General features: G+C 72.4%; 13 protein-coding genes. 4 read left to right on the forward strand and 9 right to left on the reverse strand.

Annotation, left to right across the window (positions count from 1 at the left end; genetic code table 11):
* Window positions 1-3 precede the first annotated feature (3 nt).
* From AF1_RS14300 to AF1_RS14335, 8 genes are all read right to left on the reverse strand, one after another.
* On the reverse strand, window positions 4-465 hold the full coding sequence (locus tag AF1_RS14300) for a nuclear transport factor 2 family protein (RefSeq protein ID WP_067798071.1): 462 nt from the start codon (window positions 463-465) through the stop codon (window positions 4-6).
* Window positions 462-1,343, reverse strand: a complete 882-nt coding sequence (locus AF1_RS14305; RefSeq protein ID WP_067798074.1) for an LLM class F420-dependent oxidoreductase — start codon at window positions 1,341-1,343, stop codon at window positions 462-464. Before AF1_RS14305 ends, AF1_RS14300 begins: the two co-directional genes overlap by 4 nt.
* Window positions 1,340-2,860: an FAD-dependent oxidoreductase gene (locus AF1_RS14310; protein ID WP_255218805.1), complete on the reverse strand. Its 1,521-nt coding sequence runs from the start codon at window positions 2,858-2,860 to the stop codon at window positions 1,340-1,342. The genes AF1_RS14305 and AF1_RS14310 overlap by 4 nt, the downstream gene beginning before the upstream one ends.
* Window positions 2,861-2,864: 4 nt before the next feature.
* The gene (locus AF1_RS14315) at window positions 2,865-3,773 is read right to left on the reverse strand and encodes a VOC family protein (protein WP_067798077.1); all 909 of its coding nucleotides are present in this window, start codon (window positions 3,771-3,773) and stop codon (window positions 2,865-2,867) included.
* 86 nt (window positions 3,774-3,859) lie between these two features.
* Complete coding sequence (locus AF1_RS14320) at window positions 3,860-5,044, reverse strand: acyl-CoA dehydrogenase family protein (protein ID WP_067798080.1); 1,185 nt, start codon at window positions 5,042-5,044, stop codon at window positions 3,860-3,862.
* Between the two features lie 22 nt (window positions 5,045-5,066).
* The gene (locus AF1_RS14325; RefSeq protein WP_067798083.1) at window positions 5,067-6,086 is read right to left on the reverse strand and encodes a ferredoxin--NADP reductase; all 1,020 of its coding nucleotides are present in this window, start codon (window positions 6,084-6,086) and stop codon (window positions 5,067-5,069) included.
* Window positions 6,083-7,798, reverse strand: a complete 1,716-nt coding sequence (locus AF1_RS14330; RefSeq protein ID WP_242608838.1) for an FAD-binding protein — start codon at window positions 7,796-7,798, stop codon at window positions 6,083-6,085. The genes AF1_RS14325 and AF1_RS14330 overlap by 4 nt, the downstream gene beginning before the upstream one ends.
* Window positions 7,795-8,664, reverse strand: a complete 870-nt coding sequence (locus AF1_RS14335) for an alpha/beta fold hydrolase (protein WP_067798085.1) — start codon at window positions 8,662-8,664, stop codon at window positions 7,795-7,797. The genes AF1_RS14330 and AF1_RS14335 overlap by 4 nt, the downstream gene beginning before the upstream one ends.
* Before the next feature lie 309 nt (window positions 8,665-8,973).
* Here AF1_RS14335 and AF1_RS14340 point away from each other — a divergent pair, with 309 nt between their 5' ends.
* The gene (locus tag AF1_RS14340; protein WP_067798087.1) at window positions 8,974-9,573 is read left to right on the forward strand and encodes a flavin reductase family protein; all 600 of its coding nucleotides are present in this window, start codon (window positions 8,974-8,976) and stop codon (window positions 9,571-9,573) included.
* 14 nt (window positions 9,574-9,587) lie between these two features.
* On the opposite strand, the gene AF1_RS14345 is transcribed toward AF1_RS14340, so the two are convergent.
* Window positions 9,588-10,511, reverse strand: coding sequence for an IclR family transcriptional regulator (locus AF1_RS14345; protein ID WP_067798090.1), 924 nt, complete (start codon window positions 10,509-10,511; stop codon window positions 9,588-9,590).
* A gap of 176 nt (window positions 10,512-10,687) precedes the next feature.
* Between AF1_RS14345 and AF1_RS14350 the strand changes: the two genes are divergently transcribed.
* The 3 genes from AF1_RS14350 to AF1_RS14360 all read left to right on the forward strand — a co-directional run.
* Window positions 10,688-11,563, forward strand: a complete 876-nt coding sequence (locus AF1_RS14350; RefSeq protein ID WP_067798093.1) for a TIGR03619 family F420-dependent LLM class oxidoreductase — start codon at window positions 10,688-10,690, stop codon at window positions 11,561-11,563.
* On the forward strand, window positions 11,560-12,084 hold the full coding sequence (locus AF1_RS14355; RefSeq protein ID WP_067798096.1) for a nuclear transport factor 2 family protein: 525 nt from the start codon (window positions 11,560-11,562) through the stop codon (window positions 12,082-12,084). Before AF1_RS14350 ends, AF1_RS14355 begins: the two co-directional genes overlap by 4 nt.
* 163 nt (window positions 12,085-12,247) lie before the next feature.
* Window positions 12,248-13,155: serine/threonine-protein kinase (locus tag AF1_RS14360; protein WP_217999821.1), on the forward strand; the 908-nt coding region annotated here is incomplete at its 3' end.

The following is a 13,155-nucleotide window of genomic DNA, read 5'->3' on the forward strand; positions in this document are numbered from 1 at the left end:
TTGTCAGGCATCGCGCCACCTCCGGACGGGGCGGGTCTCGATGAAGTCGATCTGGAGGGCGCGGCTCGCGAACCGCCAGCCGCCGGCCGAGCGCCGGTAGGTGTCGGTGTAGCGCAGGTGCCAGGCCAGGTCGGACGGCTTGCCGGGCTCGCGTTCGGTGAGGTGGTGGGCGACGCAGGCGATGTGCCCCGTCGCCGCGTCCGGGCCGGCGGCGTCGAGGACCTGCCCTGCGAGCTCGTGGAAGGTGAGCGGGATTCCGTTGAGGGACGACAGCGCGCCGGCGATCTCGTCCCGTCCGGTGAAGGTCCGCGCCGGGTGCAGCTCTCGGGGCGCGTCCGGCAGGACGAGGACGGCGTCGGCGGTGAACAGCCCGGCGAGGGCGGGCAGGTCGCGGCGGTCGGCGTACAGCGCGTACCGGGCGACGAGGTCGAGCAGTGCGACCCGGTCGCCCGTTCCGAGCGTCATGGCAGGCCCAGGCGCTCGGCGCACGCCGAGAGTTCGTCCTTCGCCTCGTTCAGGTCCTTCGTCGGCTTTCCGCGCAGGACGAGACGGTCCGCGCCGAGGGTCCGCAGTTTCTCCGCCTTCTCCGGTGTGACCGCGGAGAGGGAGTGGCCGAGGGTGAGTTCGAGCGCGTCCGGGTCGCGGCCGTTCCCGTCCGCCTCCTCCCGCATCAGCGCGACCAGCGACCGGAGCTCGTCACCGGCCACGCCGAGCGGCTGGAGGCCGTCGCCGTAGCGGCCGGCGCGGCGGGCGGCGGCCCTGGTGTGGCCGCCGACGTGGATCGGCACCCCGCCCTCCTGGACGGGTTTCGGGTAGCTCATCGCGCCCTTGAACCGGAAGAACTCCCCGTCGTGGGCGGCGCCCTCGGGGGCGGTGTCGGCCCACAGCTTGCGGAGCACCTGGAGCTGCTCGTCGCCGCGGCGGCCGCGCGAGCCGAAGTCGGCGCCGCACGCCTCGATCTCCTCGCGCATCCAGCCCATGCCGACGACGAGCCGCAGCCGCCCGCCGGACAGCGCGTCGATCGTGGCGAGCCGCTTGGCGAGCACCACCGGATGGTGGTTGGGCAGGACGAGCACGCCGGTGGCCAGGCCGATCCGGGACGTCCGGCCGGCGAGGAACGCCAGCAGGTCGAGCGGGTCGGGGATGTCCAGGTCGTCGGCCAGTTCCATGCGGCCCGACGCGTCGTAGGGGTAGACGCTGGCGTAGCCGCTCGCCACCACCGCGTGCTCGACCGCGCCGACCGACTCGAAGCCGCACGCCTCGGCGTGCCGGACGTACCCGCCGATCCACGCCGGATCGGCGGTGACGCCCGCGGCCACGGGGAGCAGGACGGCGTACTTCACTCCGATCCCTTCCCGCGTGCGGCGGCGCGTCCGGCGCGGCGGCCGAAGAACGTGCCGTCGCCGAGGGACGTCCCGCTGACGTAGCCCTCGCCGTGCATCCCGGACGCCGCGCGGCCGGCCGCGTACAGGCCGGGCACCGGGTCGCCCGAGTGGTTCAGGACCTCGCCGTCCACGGACGTGTGCAGCCCGCCGAGCGTGAACCCGGCCGCGCCGGTGCCCTGCCCGGCGCCGCCGCCGAAGAAGCCCGCGGCCGGGTCGATCGCCGCGAACGGGGACTTCAGCGGACGCAGCCACTTGGCGTCCTTGTGGAAGTAGGGGTCCTCGCCCTTCTCCGCGTGCCGGTTGTACGTCTCGACCGTGGTCTCCAGGGCGCCGGGGGGCATGCCGAGCGACTCCTCCAGTTCGGCCAGGGTCTCGGTGACGTACTTGGGGAGGACGCCCCACCGGTCCGCCTCCGCGACGGACTCGTACCCCTCCTCGTCGATGATCGTCCAGTAGGGGCCGGGCTGGTGCCTGACGGCGTGGACGCTGTAGTGGCCGGGGTAGACGTCCTCGTTGACGAAGCGGCGGCCGAGGCCGTCCACGAGCATGCCGCGGCAGACCATCGCGGGCAGCGCGGTGAGCGCGATCTCGACCACCGACATGCGGCGGGTGGCGGCGCCGGTCGCGGTCGCCATCCGGATGCCGGAGCCGTCGTCGAGGCCGTCGCTGACCTTGCCGTGCCCGAGCAGCACCGGGGCGTGGTGGGCGAGCATCTCCTCGTTGTCGACGAATCCGCCGGTCGTGAGGACCACCGCCGTCCGGGCCCGGTAGGTGACCCGCTTGCCGTACCTGCGCGCCACCAGACCGGCGACCCGGCCGGTCTCGTCCAGGACGAGGTTCGTCGCCTGCGTGTCGACGTGCGTGCCGGCGCCCGCCCCGGTCGCGGCGGCCGACAGCCTCTCCATCAGCACGCCGCCGCCGAACCCGCGCGCCGCCGGGCGGTGCCCGCGCGGCACGGGGCGCGCGAGGGTGTTGTACGGCCAGGAGTTCTCCCCCAGCCACATCAGCCCGTCCTCCGACATGGGCATCCATGTCGGCGAGTCGTGCAGGCTGTGGTTGAACTCGACCCCGCACTCGCGGAACCACGCGAAGTGCTCGACGCTCCCGTCGCAGTACAGCCGGATCTTCTCGGTGTCGGCGTTCGGGCCGAGCGCGGCCTCCAGGTAGGCGTACATGTTGTCGGGGTCGTCGTCGAACCCGCACGCCTTCTGCACCTCGGTGCCGCCGCCGAGGTACAGCTCGCCGCCGGACTGCGCGGACGAGCCGCCGGGGCCGCTCGCCCGCTCCAGCACCAGGACGTCCGCGCCGGCGCGGGCGGCCTCGAACGCCGCCGCCGCGCCCGCGCAGCCGAACCCGACGACGAGCACGTCGCACGCGTGGTCGAACTCGCCGATGTCGCTCAGCGCCACCGGCTCGACGGAAGAACGCCTTCGGTCGATTGATTGGTGGTGGGTGGGGGCTGGAGGACGGGACACTCGATCACTTCCCGGGCGGGGTGAACGCGGCCAGCGGCTCGGAGCCGGACCAGTCGTGACCCCAGTAGCTGTCCCTGGTGATCTCCTCGGCGGTGTAGTACGTCTCGTCCACGAGCAGGCCCTCGCAGCCGTACTCGATGTCCCAGCCGCCGGGCGCCCGGACGTAGAACGACACCATCTTGTCGTTGGTGTGCCGGCCCAGCGTGGACGAGATGGAGAAGCCCTTCTCCTTGACGGTGTCGAGCGCGATGCCGACCGCGTCCAGGGTGTCGACCTCCACCATCAGGTGGACGAGCCCGGGGTCGCCGTCGTGCGGGGCCGGGCAGACCGCGAGGCTGTGGTGCCGCTCGTTGACGCCCATGAAGCGGATCCGCACCGCACCGCCGCCGACCTTCATCGCGCCGCGCGGCAGGAACCCGAGGACCTCGTTGTAGAACGCGGCGGTCTCGGCGAAGTTCGGGGTCGGCAGGACGACGTGGCCCATGCCCAGCGGCCCGGTGACGAACTTCTGCGCGAAGGCGGTGCGGACGGGGCTGTGGTCGAGCACCGGGCCGAAGAACACCTCGACGGGGGTGCCGCCGGGGTCGGTGAAGGCGATGACCTCCTCGGCGTCCCGTTCGGCCGCCTCCTTGGGGGTCAGCGCCGTCACGGCCGTCCCGGACTTCTCGACGGCCTCGCGGACGGCGGCGAGCGCGTACTGGTCGCGCACCTCCCAGCCGACGGCCAGCACCCGGTCGCTGTCGCCGGGCAGCACCTGGAGGCGCGACCGGCGCTCGTCCATGCGCAGGTACAGGCCGTCCGGGTCGGCGCCGCCGCCCTCGGCGAACCCGAGCCCGTCGAGGGCGAACTCGCGCCAGCGTTCGATGTGGCGGGTCTGGACCTTGAGATAACCCAGCCCTCGGATCTGCGTCACTATCCTCGATCCCTTCTGCTTCGTTGAGTTGCGGCGTGTTGGGGTCATGAAGGCGCCCATGACCCCGACACGCCGCAAGTGAGCGTTTAGATCATCGACCGCAGCGGACCCTGCGGGGGCTCGATGTCCAGGTCCGTCAGCGCGGACACGTGGTAGACCGAGCCCGGCACGTGGATCGCGTGCGCGAGGCCGACGTGCGCGTCCCGCCAGAACCGCTGGATCGGGTTGTCGGTCCGCATCGCGTTGCCGCCGGACCGGACCACGATCTCGGTCATCGCCTGCACCGCCCGCCACGCCGCGCGCACCTGGGTGCGGCGGCCGGCGGCGCGCTCGGCGAACGTCGGCACGTGCCCGGAGGCGACCATGTCGTACATGCGCGAGCAGTTGTCGAGCAGCGCCGTCCGGGACGCCTTGATCTCCTCGGCCGCCTCGCTGATCGCGTACAGCACGTACGGGTCGTCCTTGATCTTCGTGCCGGTGATCTGGACGCGGTTCCGCTGGTAGGCCAGGTGGTGGTACAGCGCGCCCTCGGCGATGCCGATCACCGCGGAGGTGATGCCGAGCGGGAACACGCAGGAGAACGGCATCAGGTAGGACGGGTTGGTCAGCCCGGCCTCGCGCGGCGCGGTCCCGTCCACGACCTTGGTGTACTCCAGCGTCCGGTACGCCGGGACGAAGGCGTCCTTGACGATGATGTCCTTGCTGCCGGTGCCGCTCAGCCCGGTGACGTTCCAGGAGTCCTCGACGATCTCGTAGTCGGAGCGGGGCAGGATCAGGTGCAGCGACCGGGGCGGCTGCGCCATCTTGCCCTCCTCGTCGCCCAGCATTCCGCCGAGGAAGATCCAGTCGCAGTGGTCGGTGCCGGACGAGAACTGCCAGCGGCCGTTGAAGATGTAGCCGCCGTCCACCGGCCGGGCGATGCCCATGGGCGCGTACGGGGACGCGATCCAGGTGTCGGGGTCCTCGCCCCAGACCTCCTGGCGCACCTTCGGGTCCGCGTAGGCCATCTCCCACGGGTGGACGCCGACGATGCCGGCGATCCAGCCGGTGGAGCCGTCGAGGGAGGCGGTCCCCATCACCGTCTCGGCGAACTCGCGGGGGTGCGCCTCAAGACCGCCGTGTTCCTTCGGCTGCAGCAGCCGGATCGCGCCGGACTCGCGCAGGATCGACGCGGCCTTGTCGTCCAGCCGGCCGAGGGACTCGTTGGCCGGGCCGAGTTCGCGGATCTGCTCCGCCCGCTCCATGATCGTGTCAAGCACGCGGTTCGCCATCGCCTGTCTCCCGTGGTGTGTTTCAGCCGTCGTAGGTGATCTTCAGCCGGTCGGTGACCGGCCTCGCCTGACAGGCGAGGATGAGGCCGTCGGCGAGATCCTGCTCGTCGAGGACCGTGTTGGCGTCCATGACCGCCTCCCCCTCCACGACCACGCAGGCGCAGGCCGCGCACGACCCCTCGCGGCAGGAGAACGGGGCGTCGACGCCGGCGCGCCGCAGCGCGTCGAGCAGCAGTTCGGACTTCGGCCACGGCACCGTGCGGGTCTCGCCGTCCATCTCGACCTCGATCTCGCCGGCGTCCCCGCCCGCGGCGGGCTCGTCGGCGGGCTCGGGCTCCTCGAACGGGTCGCCCTCCAGCGAGAAGAAACGCTCGACGTGGACGCGCATGCCGAGGCCGGTGAAGGTGTCGGTGACCAGGTCCATGAAGACCCCCGGCCCGCACACGAACGCCTGCCGCCCGGTGTACGGGGCGGCCAGGGACCGCAGGACGGCGGGCGTCGGAAGGCCCTGCACCGACTCCAGGATGTGGACGACCGTGAGCCGGCCGGGGTGCCGCTCGGTCAGCGCCCGCAGCTCGTCCGCGAAGATCACCGACCTTTCGTCCCGGTTGGCGTAGAGCAGCGTCACCGTGCCGCTCCCGCCCGCCAGGCACGACTTCAGGATGGACATCACCGGGGTGATGCCGCTGCCGCCCGCGACGAGCAGCAGGTCGTCGTCCAGCGAGGACGGCGTGAACGTGCCCGCCGGGCGCAGCACCTCCAGCACGTCGCCCGCCGTGACGTTGTCGCAGATCCAGTTGGATCCGAGACCGCCCGCGACCCGCTTGACCGTCACCTTCAGCCGGTCGTCGGTGAGCGGCGAGCTGCACAGCGAGTAGCAGCGCGCCGCCCAGCCGTTCTCGACCGGGACCCGGACGGTCAGGAACTGCCCGGGCCGGTAGGTGAACCGGCTCCGGTCGCCCTCGGCGGGTTCGAGGACGAGCGAGCGGGCGTCGGCCGTCTCGTGGACGACCTCCACCACCCGCGCCTTCAACGCCGTCATGAGGGTCCCGCGGCCTTCCCGGCGGCGTGCCGCGCGGCGATGTAGCCGAACACGATGGACGGGCCGATCGTCGCGCCCGGTCCCGCGTACTCGTTGCCCATCACCGACGCCGCCGAGTTGCCCGTCACGTACAGGCCCTCGATGACCGTCCCGTCCTCACGCAGGACGCGGGCGTGCTCGTCGGACACGAGGCCGCCCTTGGTGCCGAGGTCGCCGACCTCCATCCGGAACGCGTAGTACGGGGCGCCGTCGATCACGTCGAGGTTCGGGTTCTTCAGGTTGGGGTCGCCGTAGTAGCGGTCGTAGGCGGAGTCGCCGCGACCGAACTCGGGGTCCTTGGCCGCGCGGGCGTACTCGTTGAACGTCTGGACGGTCTCCGACAGGGCGTCCGCCGGGACGCCGATCTTGCCGGCCAGCTCGGCGAGCGAGTCCGCCCTGAACGCGATGCCCTTGTCGTAGAACGCCTTCGGGATCGGCGCGCCCGGCAGGATCTGCGCGAACGGGTAGCGGGCGCGGGCCTTCGCGTCCATCACGAACCAGCAGGGGACGTGCCCGCCCGCCAGCTGGTCGTGGACGAAGTTGACGTACGGCGCCGACTCGTTGGTGAACCGCCTGCCCTCCTGCGACACGATCACCGACCGCGGGATGCACCGCTCCGACAGCAGCGGGATCGTCGCCCCGGCCGGGTGCCGGACCGCCGGCATCCACCAGGCGTCGTCCATCAGGTCCAGGGCCGCGCCGACGCGTTCACCGGCGCGGATGCCGTCGCCGGTGTTCTCGCGGGCGCCCATGGCGAAGTCCTCCTGGCCGCCCTTCGGCAGGTACCTGTCGCGCATCTCCTGGTTGTGGTCGAACCCGCCCGTCGCGAGCAGGACGCCCTTGCGGCCGCGGATGCGCACGGTCTCGCCGTCGCGGGTGGCGACGATCCCGATGACGCGGCCGTCCTCGCCCGTGACCAGCTCGGTCATGGTGGTCTTGAGCCAGAGCGGGACGCCGGCGTCCTTGAGCGCCATCCGCAGCCGCGCCGCGAGCGCCCGGCCGCCCGTCGCCATGTGCCGGCGGCGGATCATGTTGGACGATACGCGCCACGCCGCGACCAGCGACGCGCGGCGGCCCGTCCAGGTGCGCTTGGCCATCGCGAGGTCGTGGTAGTCCTTCGCGGTGATCCACAGGCCGAGCGGGCCCTTCAGGTTGTTCGGCCGCTGGTAGCGCTCGTCCTCGCCGAGCTTGCGGGTGTCGAACGGCTTGGCCTCGATGGACCGGCCGAGCGCGCGCCCGCCCTCGTACTCGGGGTGGTAGTCGGAGTAGCCCTTCGTCCAGAAGAACTTCATCCACCTGCTCCGGCAGATGAGTTCCATCGCGGCGGGGCCGTTGTCGACGAAGGCGTCCAGGCGCGCGGCGGGGACGCGGCCCTCGGTGAGCCGGTCGAGGTAGGCGCGGATCGACTCGCGGCTGTCGTCGTGGCCGAGCGCCTTCAGCGTCGGGTTGTTCGGGATCCAGATGCCGCCGCCGGAGATCGCGGTGGAGCCGCCGAACCTCTTGCCCTTCTCGACGATCAGCGCGGACATGCCGGTGTCGTGCGCGGTCAGCGCCGCCGCCATCCCGCCGCCGCCGCTGCCGACGATGACGAGGTCGTACTCGTGGTCCCAGTCGCTCATGGGGGCCTCCGGCGAGGCGGCGGCCTCCCGCGCCTCCTGGTTCGCTTCGCTCATTTCGCGTCCTCGGCGGTCAGGAAGGCGAGGACGGCGTTCTCCCAGGCGGCCTTCTGCTCGATCATCACCCAGTGGCCGCAGTTCGGGAAGATGCTGACCTGGACGTCCGGGATCGTCCGCATCGGGATCAGCGCCATGTCGACGGGGCTGACGCGGTCGTCGCGTCCCCAGGTGATGAGGGTCTTGGCCTTGAGCTTGTGGAGCATCGCCCAGTAGGGCGGCTCGTCGGAGGCCGCCATCGCCTTGGCGCGGGCCGCCATCGCCTTCGATCCGTACATGCGGCGGGCGCTCGCGAGCGTGTCGGGGTCGGTGGCCTGCCGCCAGCGCTCCTCGATCATCTCCTCGGTGATCGTCCGCGGGTCGTGGACCATCGAGTTCAGCCACCGGACCAGGCCCTCGCGGGTCGGGTCGTCGGTGAACTCCGCCAGCAGCCTGATGCCCTCGCCGGGCGCGGGGCTGAACACGTTCCGCCCGATCCCGCCGATGGTGACCAGCCGCCGGACGCGGTCCGGGTGCCGCAGCGCCACCTGCGTCCCGATGATGCCGCCCATCGAGTTGCCGATCACGTCGACCCGGCTCAGGCCCAGGCCGTCCAGGAACCGGACGGCCGCGCCGCCGGCCGCCATCATCGGGTGCTCGTCGGTCGGGTCGCTGACCCCGAAGCCGGGGAATTCGAGGACCAGGCACCGGAAGTGCCCGGCGAACCGGGAGAGGTTGCCGCGGAAGTTCCGCCAGCCGGTGACGCCGGGGCCGGACCCGTGCAGCATCAGCAGGGGCGGGCCCTCGCCGGCCTCGTGGTAGCGCAGGACGCCCCGATCGGTGGCGAGCTCGCGCAACGTCGACTCGTAGGTCAGCTCCGCAGGCATGATCTCCCAGTCCTTCGACGGTGGCTTGACGGGAACGTAATCTTCGGGGGGACAAGGTCACCCGGGACATCCCGATCAGCGGGACGCGGGTCTCATCCGGGTTCGGCGGGGCCGGTCCGGGACGCGCTTCCACTCATCGGGATCGGCGCGTACCCGGGCGTCCGGGCCGTGTCTACGGTTCCGGCGAACCGGTCACTTGACCGGCACAACGTCCCCCTGCTCACTGGACATTGCGGCTTATTGGGCATTGTTGAGGGAGATGTTGTCGTTGAACAGACCGCGTCCCGCACCGAGCCCCGAGGTGAACAGATGCCAGCCGAGCCCGCGCTCACCGCAGACACCGGCGTGACGCCGTCCGATGCCGCCGCTCCCGAGCCGGCGGAGTTCCGGAAGGCCATGGCGGAGTTCGCCACGGGCGTCACCGTGGTCACCGCCCTCGACGGCGGCGAACCCGTCGGCTTCGCCTGCCAGTCGTTCGCGTCGGTGTCCCTCGAACCGCCGCTGATCCTGTTCTGCGCGGACAAGCGCGGCCGGTCGTGGCCGCGGATCCGCGCGGCCGGGCGGTTCTGCGTCAACGTGCTGGGCGAGGAGCAGCGCGACCTGTGCGAACGGTTCGGGTCCAGCCGGGGCAGGAAGTTCGAGGAGCTGGACTGGGAAGTGTCGGAGTGGGGCACGCCCACACTGCCGGAGGTCCTGCTCGCCGTCCACGCGGTCGTCCACGACGTGCACGATGCCGGCGACCACGATGTCGTGATCGGGCGGGTCCTGGAGGTGGAGCGGCACGAGGTGCGCGACGGCGCCTGGCGGCGTCCGATGGTGTTCTTCCGCAGCCGGTTCGGCGTCGGCGAGCCGGACGCGCCGATCGCCCCGGACCCGTGGGGCCTCGGCGACCGGTGGGGCTGGGGCTGAGGTCCGCCCGGCGCTCACATCCAGTCGCCGCGTCCGTCCACGGCGAGCAGCCGGTTCATCGTCTCCGGCGACCACGTCGTCTCCTGGCTCGCCCGGGAGACGGCGCGCCGGCCCCGCGGGCGCCCGGCGCCCGGCGCCGACCCGGGGAAGAGGATCTGCGAGGTCTCGCGGGCGGCGGTGACCACCAGCGGCGCGACGTTCTCCAGTGGCGTGCGGATATCGCCGACCAGGGAGATGCCGGCGACCGGCCCCTCCGCGCCGCGGATCGCCGCGGCCACGCAGGCGATGCCGGGGAACGACTCGCCACGCTCGAACGCCAGCCCGCGCCGCTGCCGGATGCGGTGCAGCTCCTGGTGCAGGGTGCCCAGCTCGCCGATGGTGCGGTTGGTGAACCGGGTGATCTCGGTGCCGAGCAGCGCGTCCACCTGCTCGGGCTCCAGCCATGCCAGCATCGCCTTGCCGAGCGCGGTGCAGTGCGCCGGGGCGCGCCCGCCGACCCGGGACGGGACGGACGTGGCGAGCCGTCCGCCGAGCTTGTCCAGGTAGAAGACCTCGGCGCCGTCCAGCACGGCCAGGTGGGCGACGAGCCCGGTGGTGACCTGCAGTTCGTGCAGCAGCGGCGCCGCCGCCTCGCGGATCTTGCCCTGTCCGCCGTCCTGGCCGCCGAGGCCGAGGGCGCGCTGGCCGAGGCCGTAGCCGAACGAGTGGTGCGCGAGCCAGCGCTGCCGGACGAGCTGGTCGAGGATGCGGTGCGCGGTGGAGCGCGGCAGCCGGGTGCGGCGCGCGACGTCCTCCAGGGTCAGCCGGGCCGTCGGCCCGTTGAACGCGTCGAGGATCAGCGTCATCCGCTCGATCATCGACGGCGGCGACTCTCGCCGCGCGGGCATCGCCGTCATGGCCTCCGGTGTCGCTGCCCCGTGCGTCATCACCTCGGTCATCGCACCTCCAGAACATGACTGAAATGAATTCTTGTTACCTGGAATGTAGCAACCGCTTGGTGCTATGGGAAGAGGCAAGTAAGTCCAGGTCAGCGGAGGCTATGACGCTCAGACCGGCATCCGGGCCGTCCGAGGTGCCGTGATAGAACGTTTTCCTGCCGAAGAAGGGAGCAACGATGCGTGTCGGCATCGTCACGCCGGTGGTGGCCCAGCCGCCGCCCGGCCACGCCGCATGGGAGCGGGACGCCGGAATCGAGGAGATCGCCCGGATCGCCGAGACCGCCGACCGGCTCGGCTACCACCACGTCACCTGCAGCGAGCACGTCGCCGTCCCCGCCGAGGCGGCCGAGCAGCGCGGCGGCGTCTACTGGGACCCGCTCGCCACGTTCGGCTACCTCGCCGCCCGCACGTCCCGCATCCGGCTCGCCACCCAGGTCCTGGTGCTCGGCTACCACCACCCGCTCGCGATCGCCAAGCGGTACGGGACGCTCGACCGCGTCAGCGGCGGCCGGCTCACGCTCGGGCTCGGCGTCGGGAGCCTGGAGGAGGAGTTCGACCTGCTCGGCGCCCCCTTCGCCGGGCGCGGCGCCCGCGCCGACGACGCCCTCGCCGCCCTCCGGGCGTCGCTGGGCCGCCGGACGCCGGAGTACCACGGCGCGCACTACGGCTACTCCGGCCTGGTCGTGGAGCCGCACGCCGTCCAGGAGCACGTCCCGCTGTGGATCGGCGGCCGCTCGGCACGCTCCCTGCGCCGCGCCCTGACGGCCGACGGCTGGGTCCCGTTCGGCCTCCCGCTGAAGACGCTGGCCGGGATGCTCGCCGACGCCGACACCCCGCCGGGCTTCGAGGTGGTGCTGGCCCCGTCCCGTCCCCTGGACCCGCTCGGCGCCCCGGAGGCCGCCGGGAACGCCCTCGCCGGGCTCCGGGAGGCCGGAGCCACGATCGCGGGCGTCACGTTCACCTCCACGTCCCCCGAGCACTACTGCGACCAGCTGGCCGCGCTGCGCGACCTGGCCGGCGCCCATGGGCTGACCTTCGAGGAGAAGCGGTGACCGTCGAATCCCGCCTGGCCGCCCTGGAGGACCGCCTCCGCGCCCTGGAGGACGAGCGGGACATCACCCGGCTGATCCTCTCCTACGGCCCGCTGGTCGACAGCGGCTGCGCCGCCGGCGTCGCCGCCCTCTGGGAGCCGGACGGCGTCTACGACGTGGACGAGCTCCTCATGACCGGCCAGGCCGAGATCGAGGCGATGGTCCGCTCCGCCGGCCACCAGCGCTGGATCACCGGCGGCTGCGCCCACGTCGTCGGCCCGCCCCACATCACCCTCGACGGCGACGAGGCCACCGCCGTCGGCTACACCCTCATGATCGTGAAGAGGCCCGACGGCTTCGTCCTGCGCCGCGCCACCGCCAACCACTGGCGGCTGCGCCGCACCCCCGCCGGCTGGCGGGCCGTGACCCGCACCAACCGGGTCCTGGACGGCCGCGAAGAGTCCCCGGACCTCCTGGCCTCCCACTTCCCCCGGGCCATCCGCTTCACCGGCGAGCCTGAGGAAGGCGGAATCGGCTCATAGTGAACGCTGCCATTGCGTGCACGCGTCCAGGCGGTCTATGGGATTTTTGAAGGCGATTGCCGGGTGCTGGAATGGCGGGCGGGTGGGAATGGATCCGTTGCGTTCTGACGACCCCAGTCGGGTCGGCTCGTATCGGCTGCTCAGGCGGCTGGGCGGCGGTGGGATGGGGCAGGTCTATCTGGGCCGGACGGCCGGTGGCCGCAACGTCGCGATCAAGATGGTGCGCGGCGAGTACGCCGCCGATCACCAGTTCCGGCTCCGCTTCCGGCGGGAGGTCACCGCGGCGCGCCAGGTCAGCGGCCCGTGGACGGTCCCGGTCCTCGCCGCCGACACCGAGGGGCCGCGCCCATGGGTGGCCACCGGTTTCGTTCCCGGCCCCTCCCTGTCCTCGGCGGTCCGCGAATTCGGCCCCCTGCCGGAACCGACCGTCCTGGCCCTGGGCGTCGGGTTGTGCGAGGCGCTGTCGGCCATCCACCGCCTGGGGCTGGTGCATCGGGACGTCAAACCGTCCAATGTCCTGCTGGCCCTGGACGGCCCCCGGCTGATCGACTTCGGCATCGCCCGGGTCCTGGACGGCACGGCGGAACTCACGCGGTCGGGGCTCATCCTCGGCTCGCCCGGTTACATGTCGCCCGAGCAGGCCCAGGGCCGCGAGGCCGGAGCCCCCACCGACGTCTTCTCCCTCGGCGCGGTGCTGGCCTACGCGGCCACCGGGACCGCTCCCTTCGGCGACGGCGTCAGCGCGGCCACACTGCTGTACCGGGTGATCCACGAGGAACCGGACCTGGCGGACCTGCGCGGTGATCTGCGCGAATTGGTGGCGGACTGCCTGGCCAAAGACCCCGCCCGGCGCCCCGCTCCGGGCGATGTGCGCCGCCGGCTGCTCGCCCTCGACGGCGGCACCGCGCACCTCGGCAGCGAGAACTGGCTGCCACCGGCGATCTCCGACTCGGTGGGACGCCTCGCCGTCGAACTCCTCGACCTCGACGACGCCTCCACCGAGCCCCCGGTCCGGCCGCCCACGGCCCCGGCCCTCGGCCCGCCCGCGGCGCCCGTCCCGCCCCCGGCGTC

This window comes from Actinomadura formosensis NBRC 14204 (genome assembly GCF_001552155.1).
Lineage (GTDB): Bacteria > Actinomycetota > Actinomycetes > Streptosporangiales > Streptosporangiaceae > Spirillospora > Spirillospora formosensis.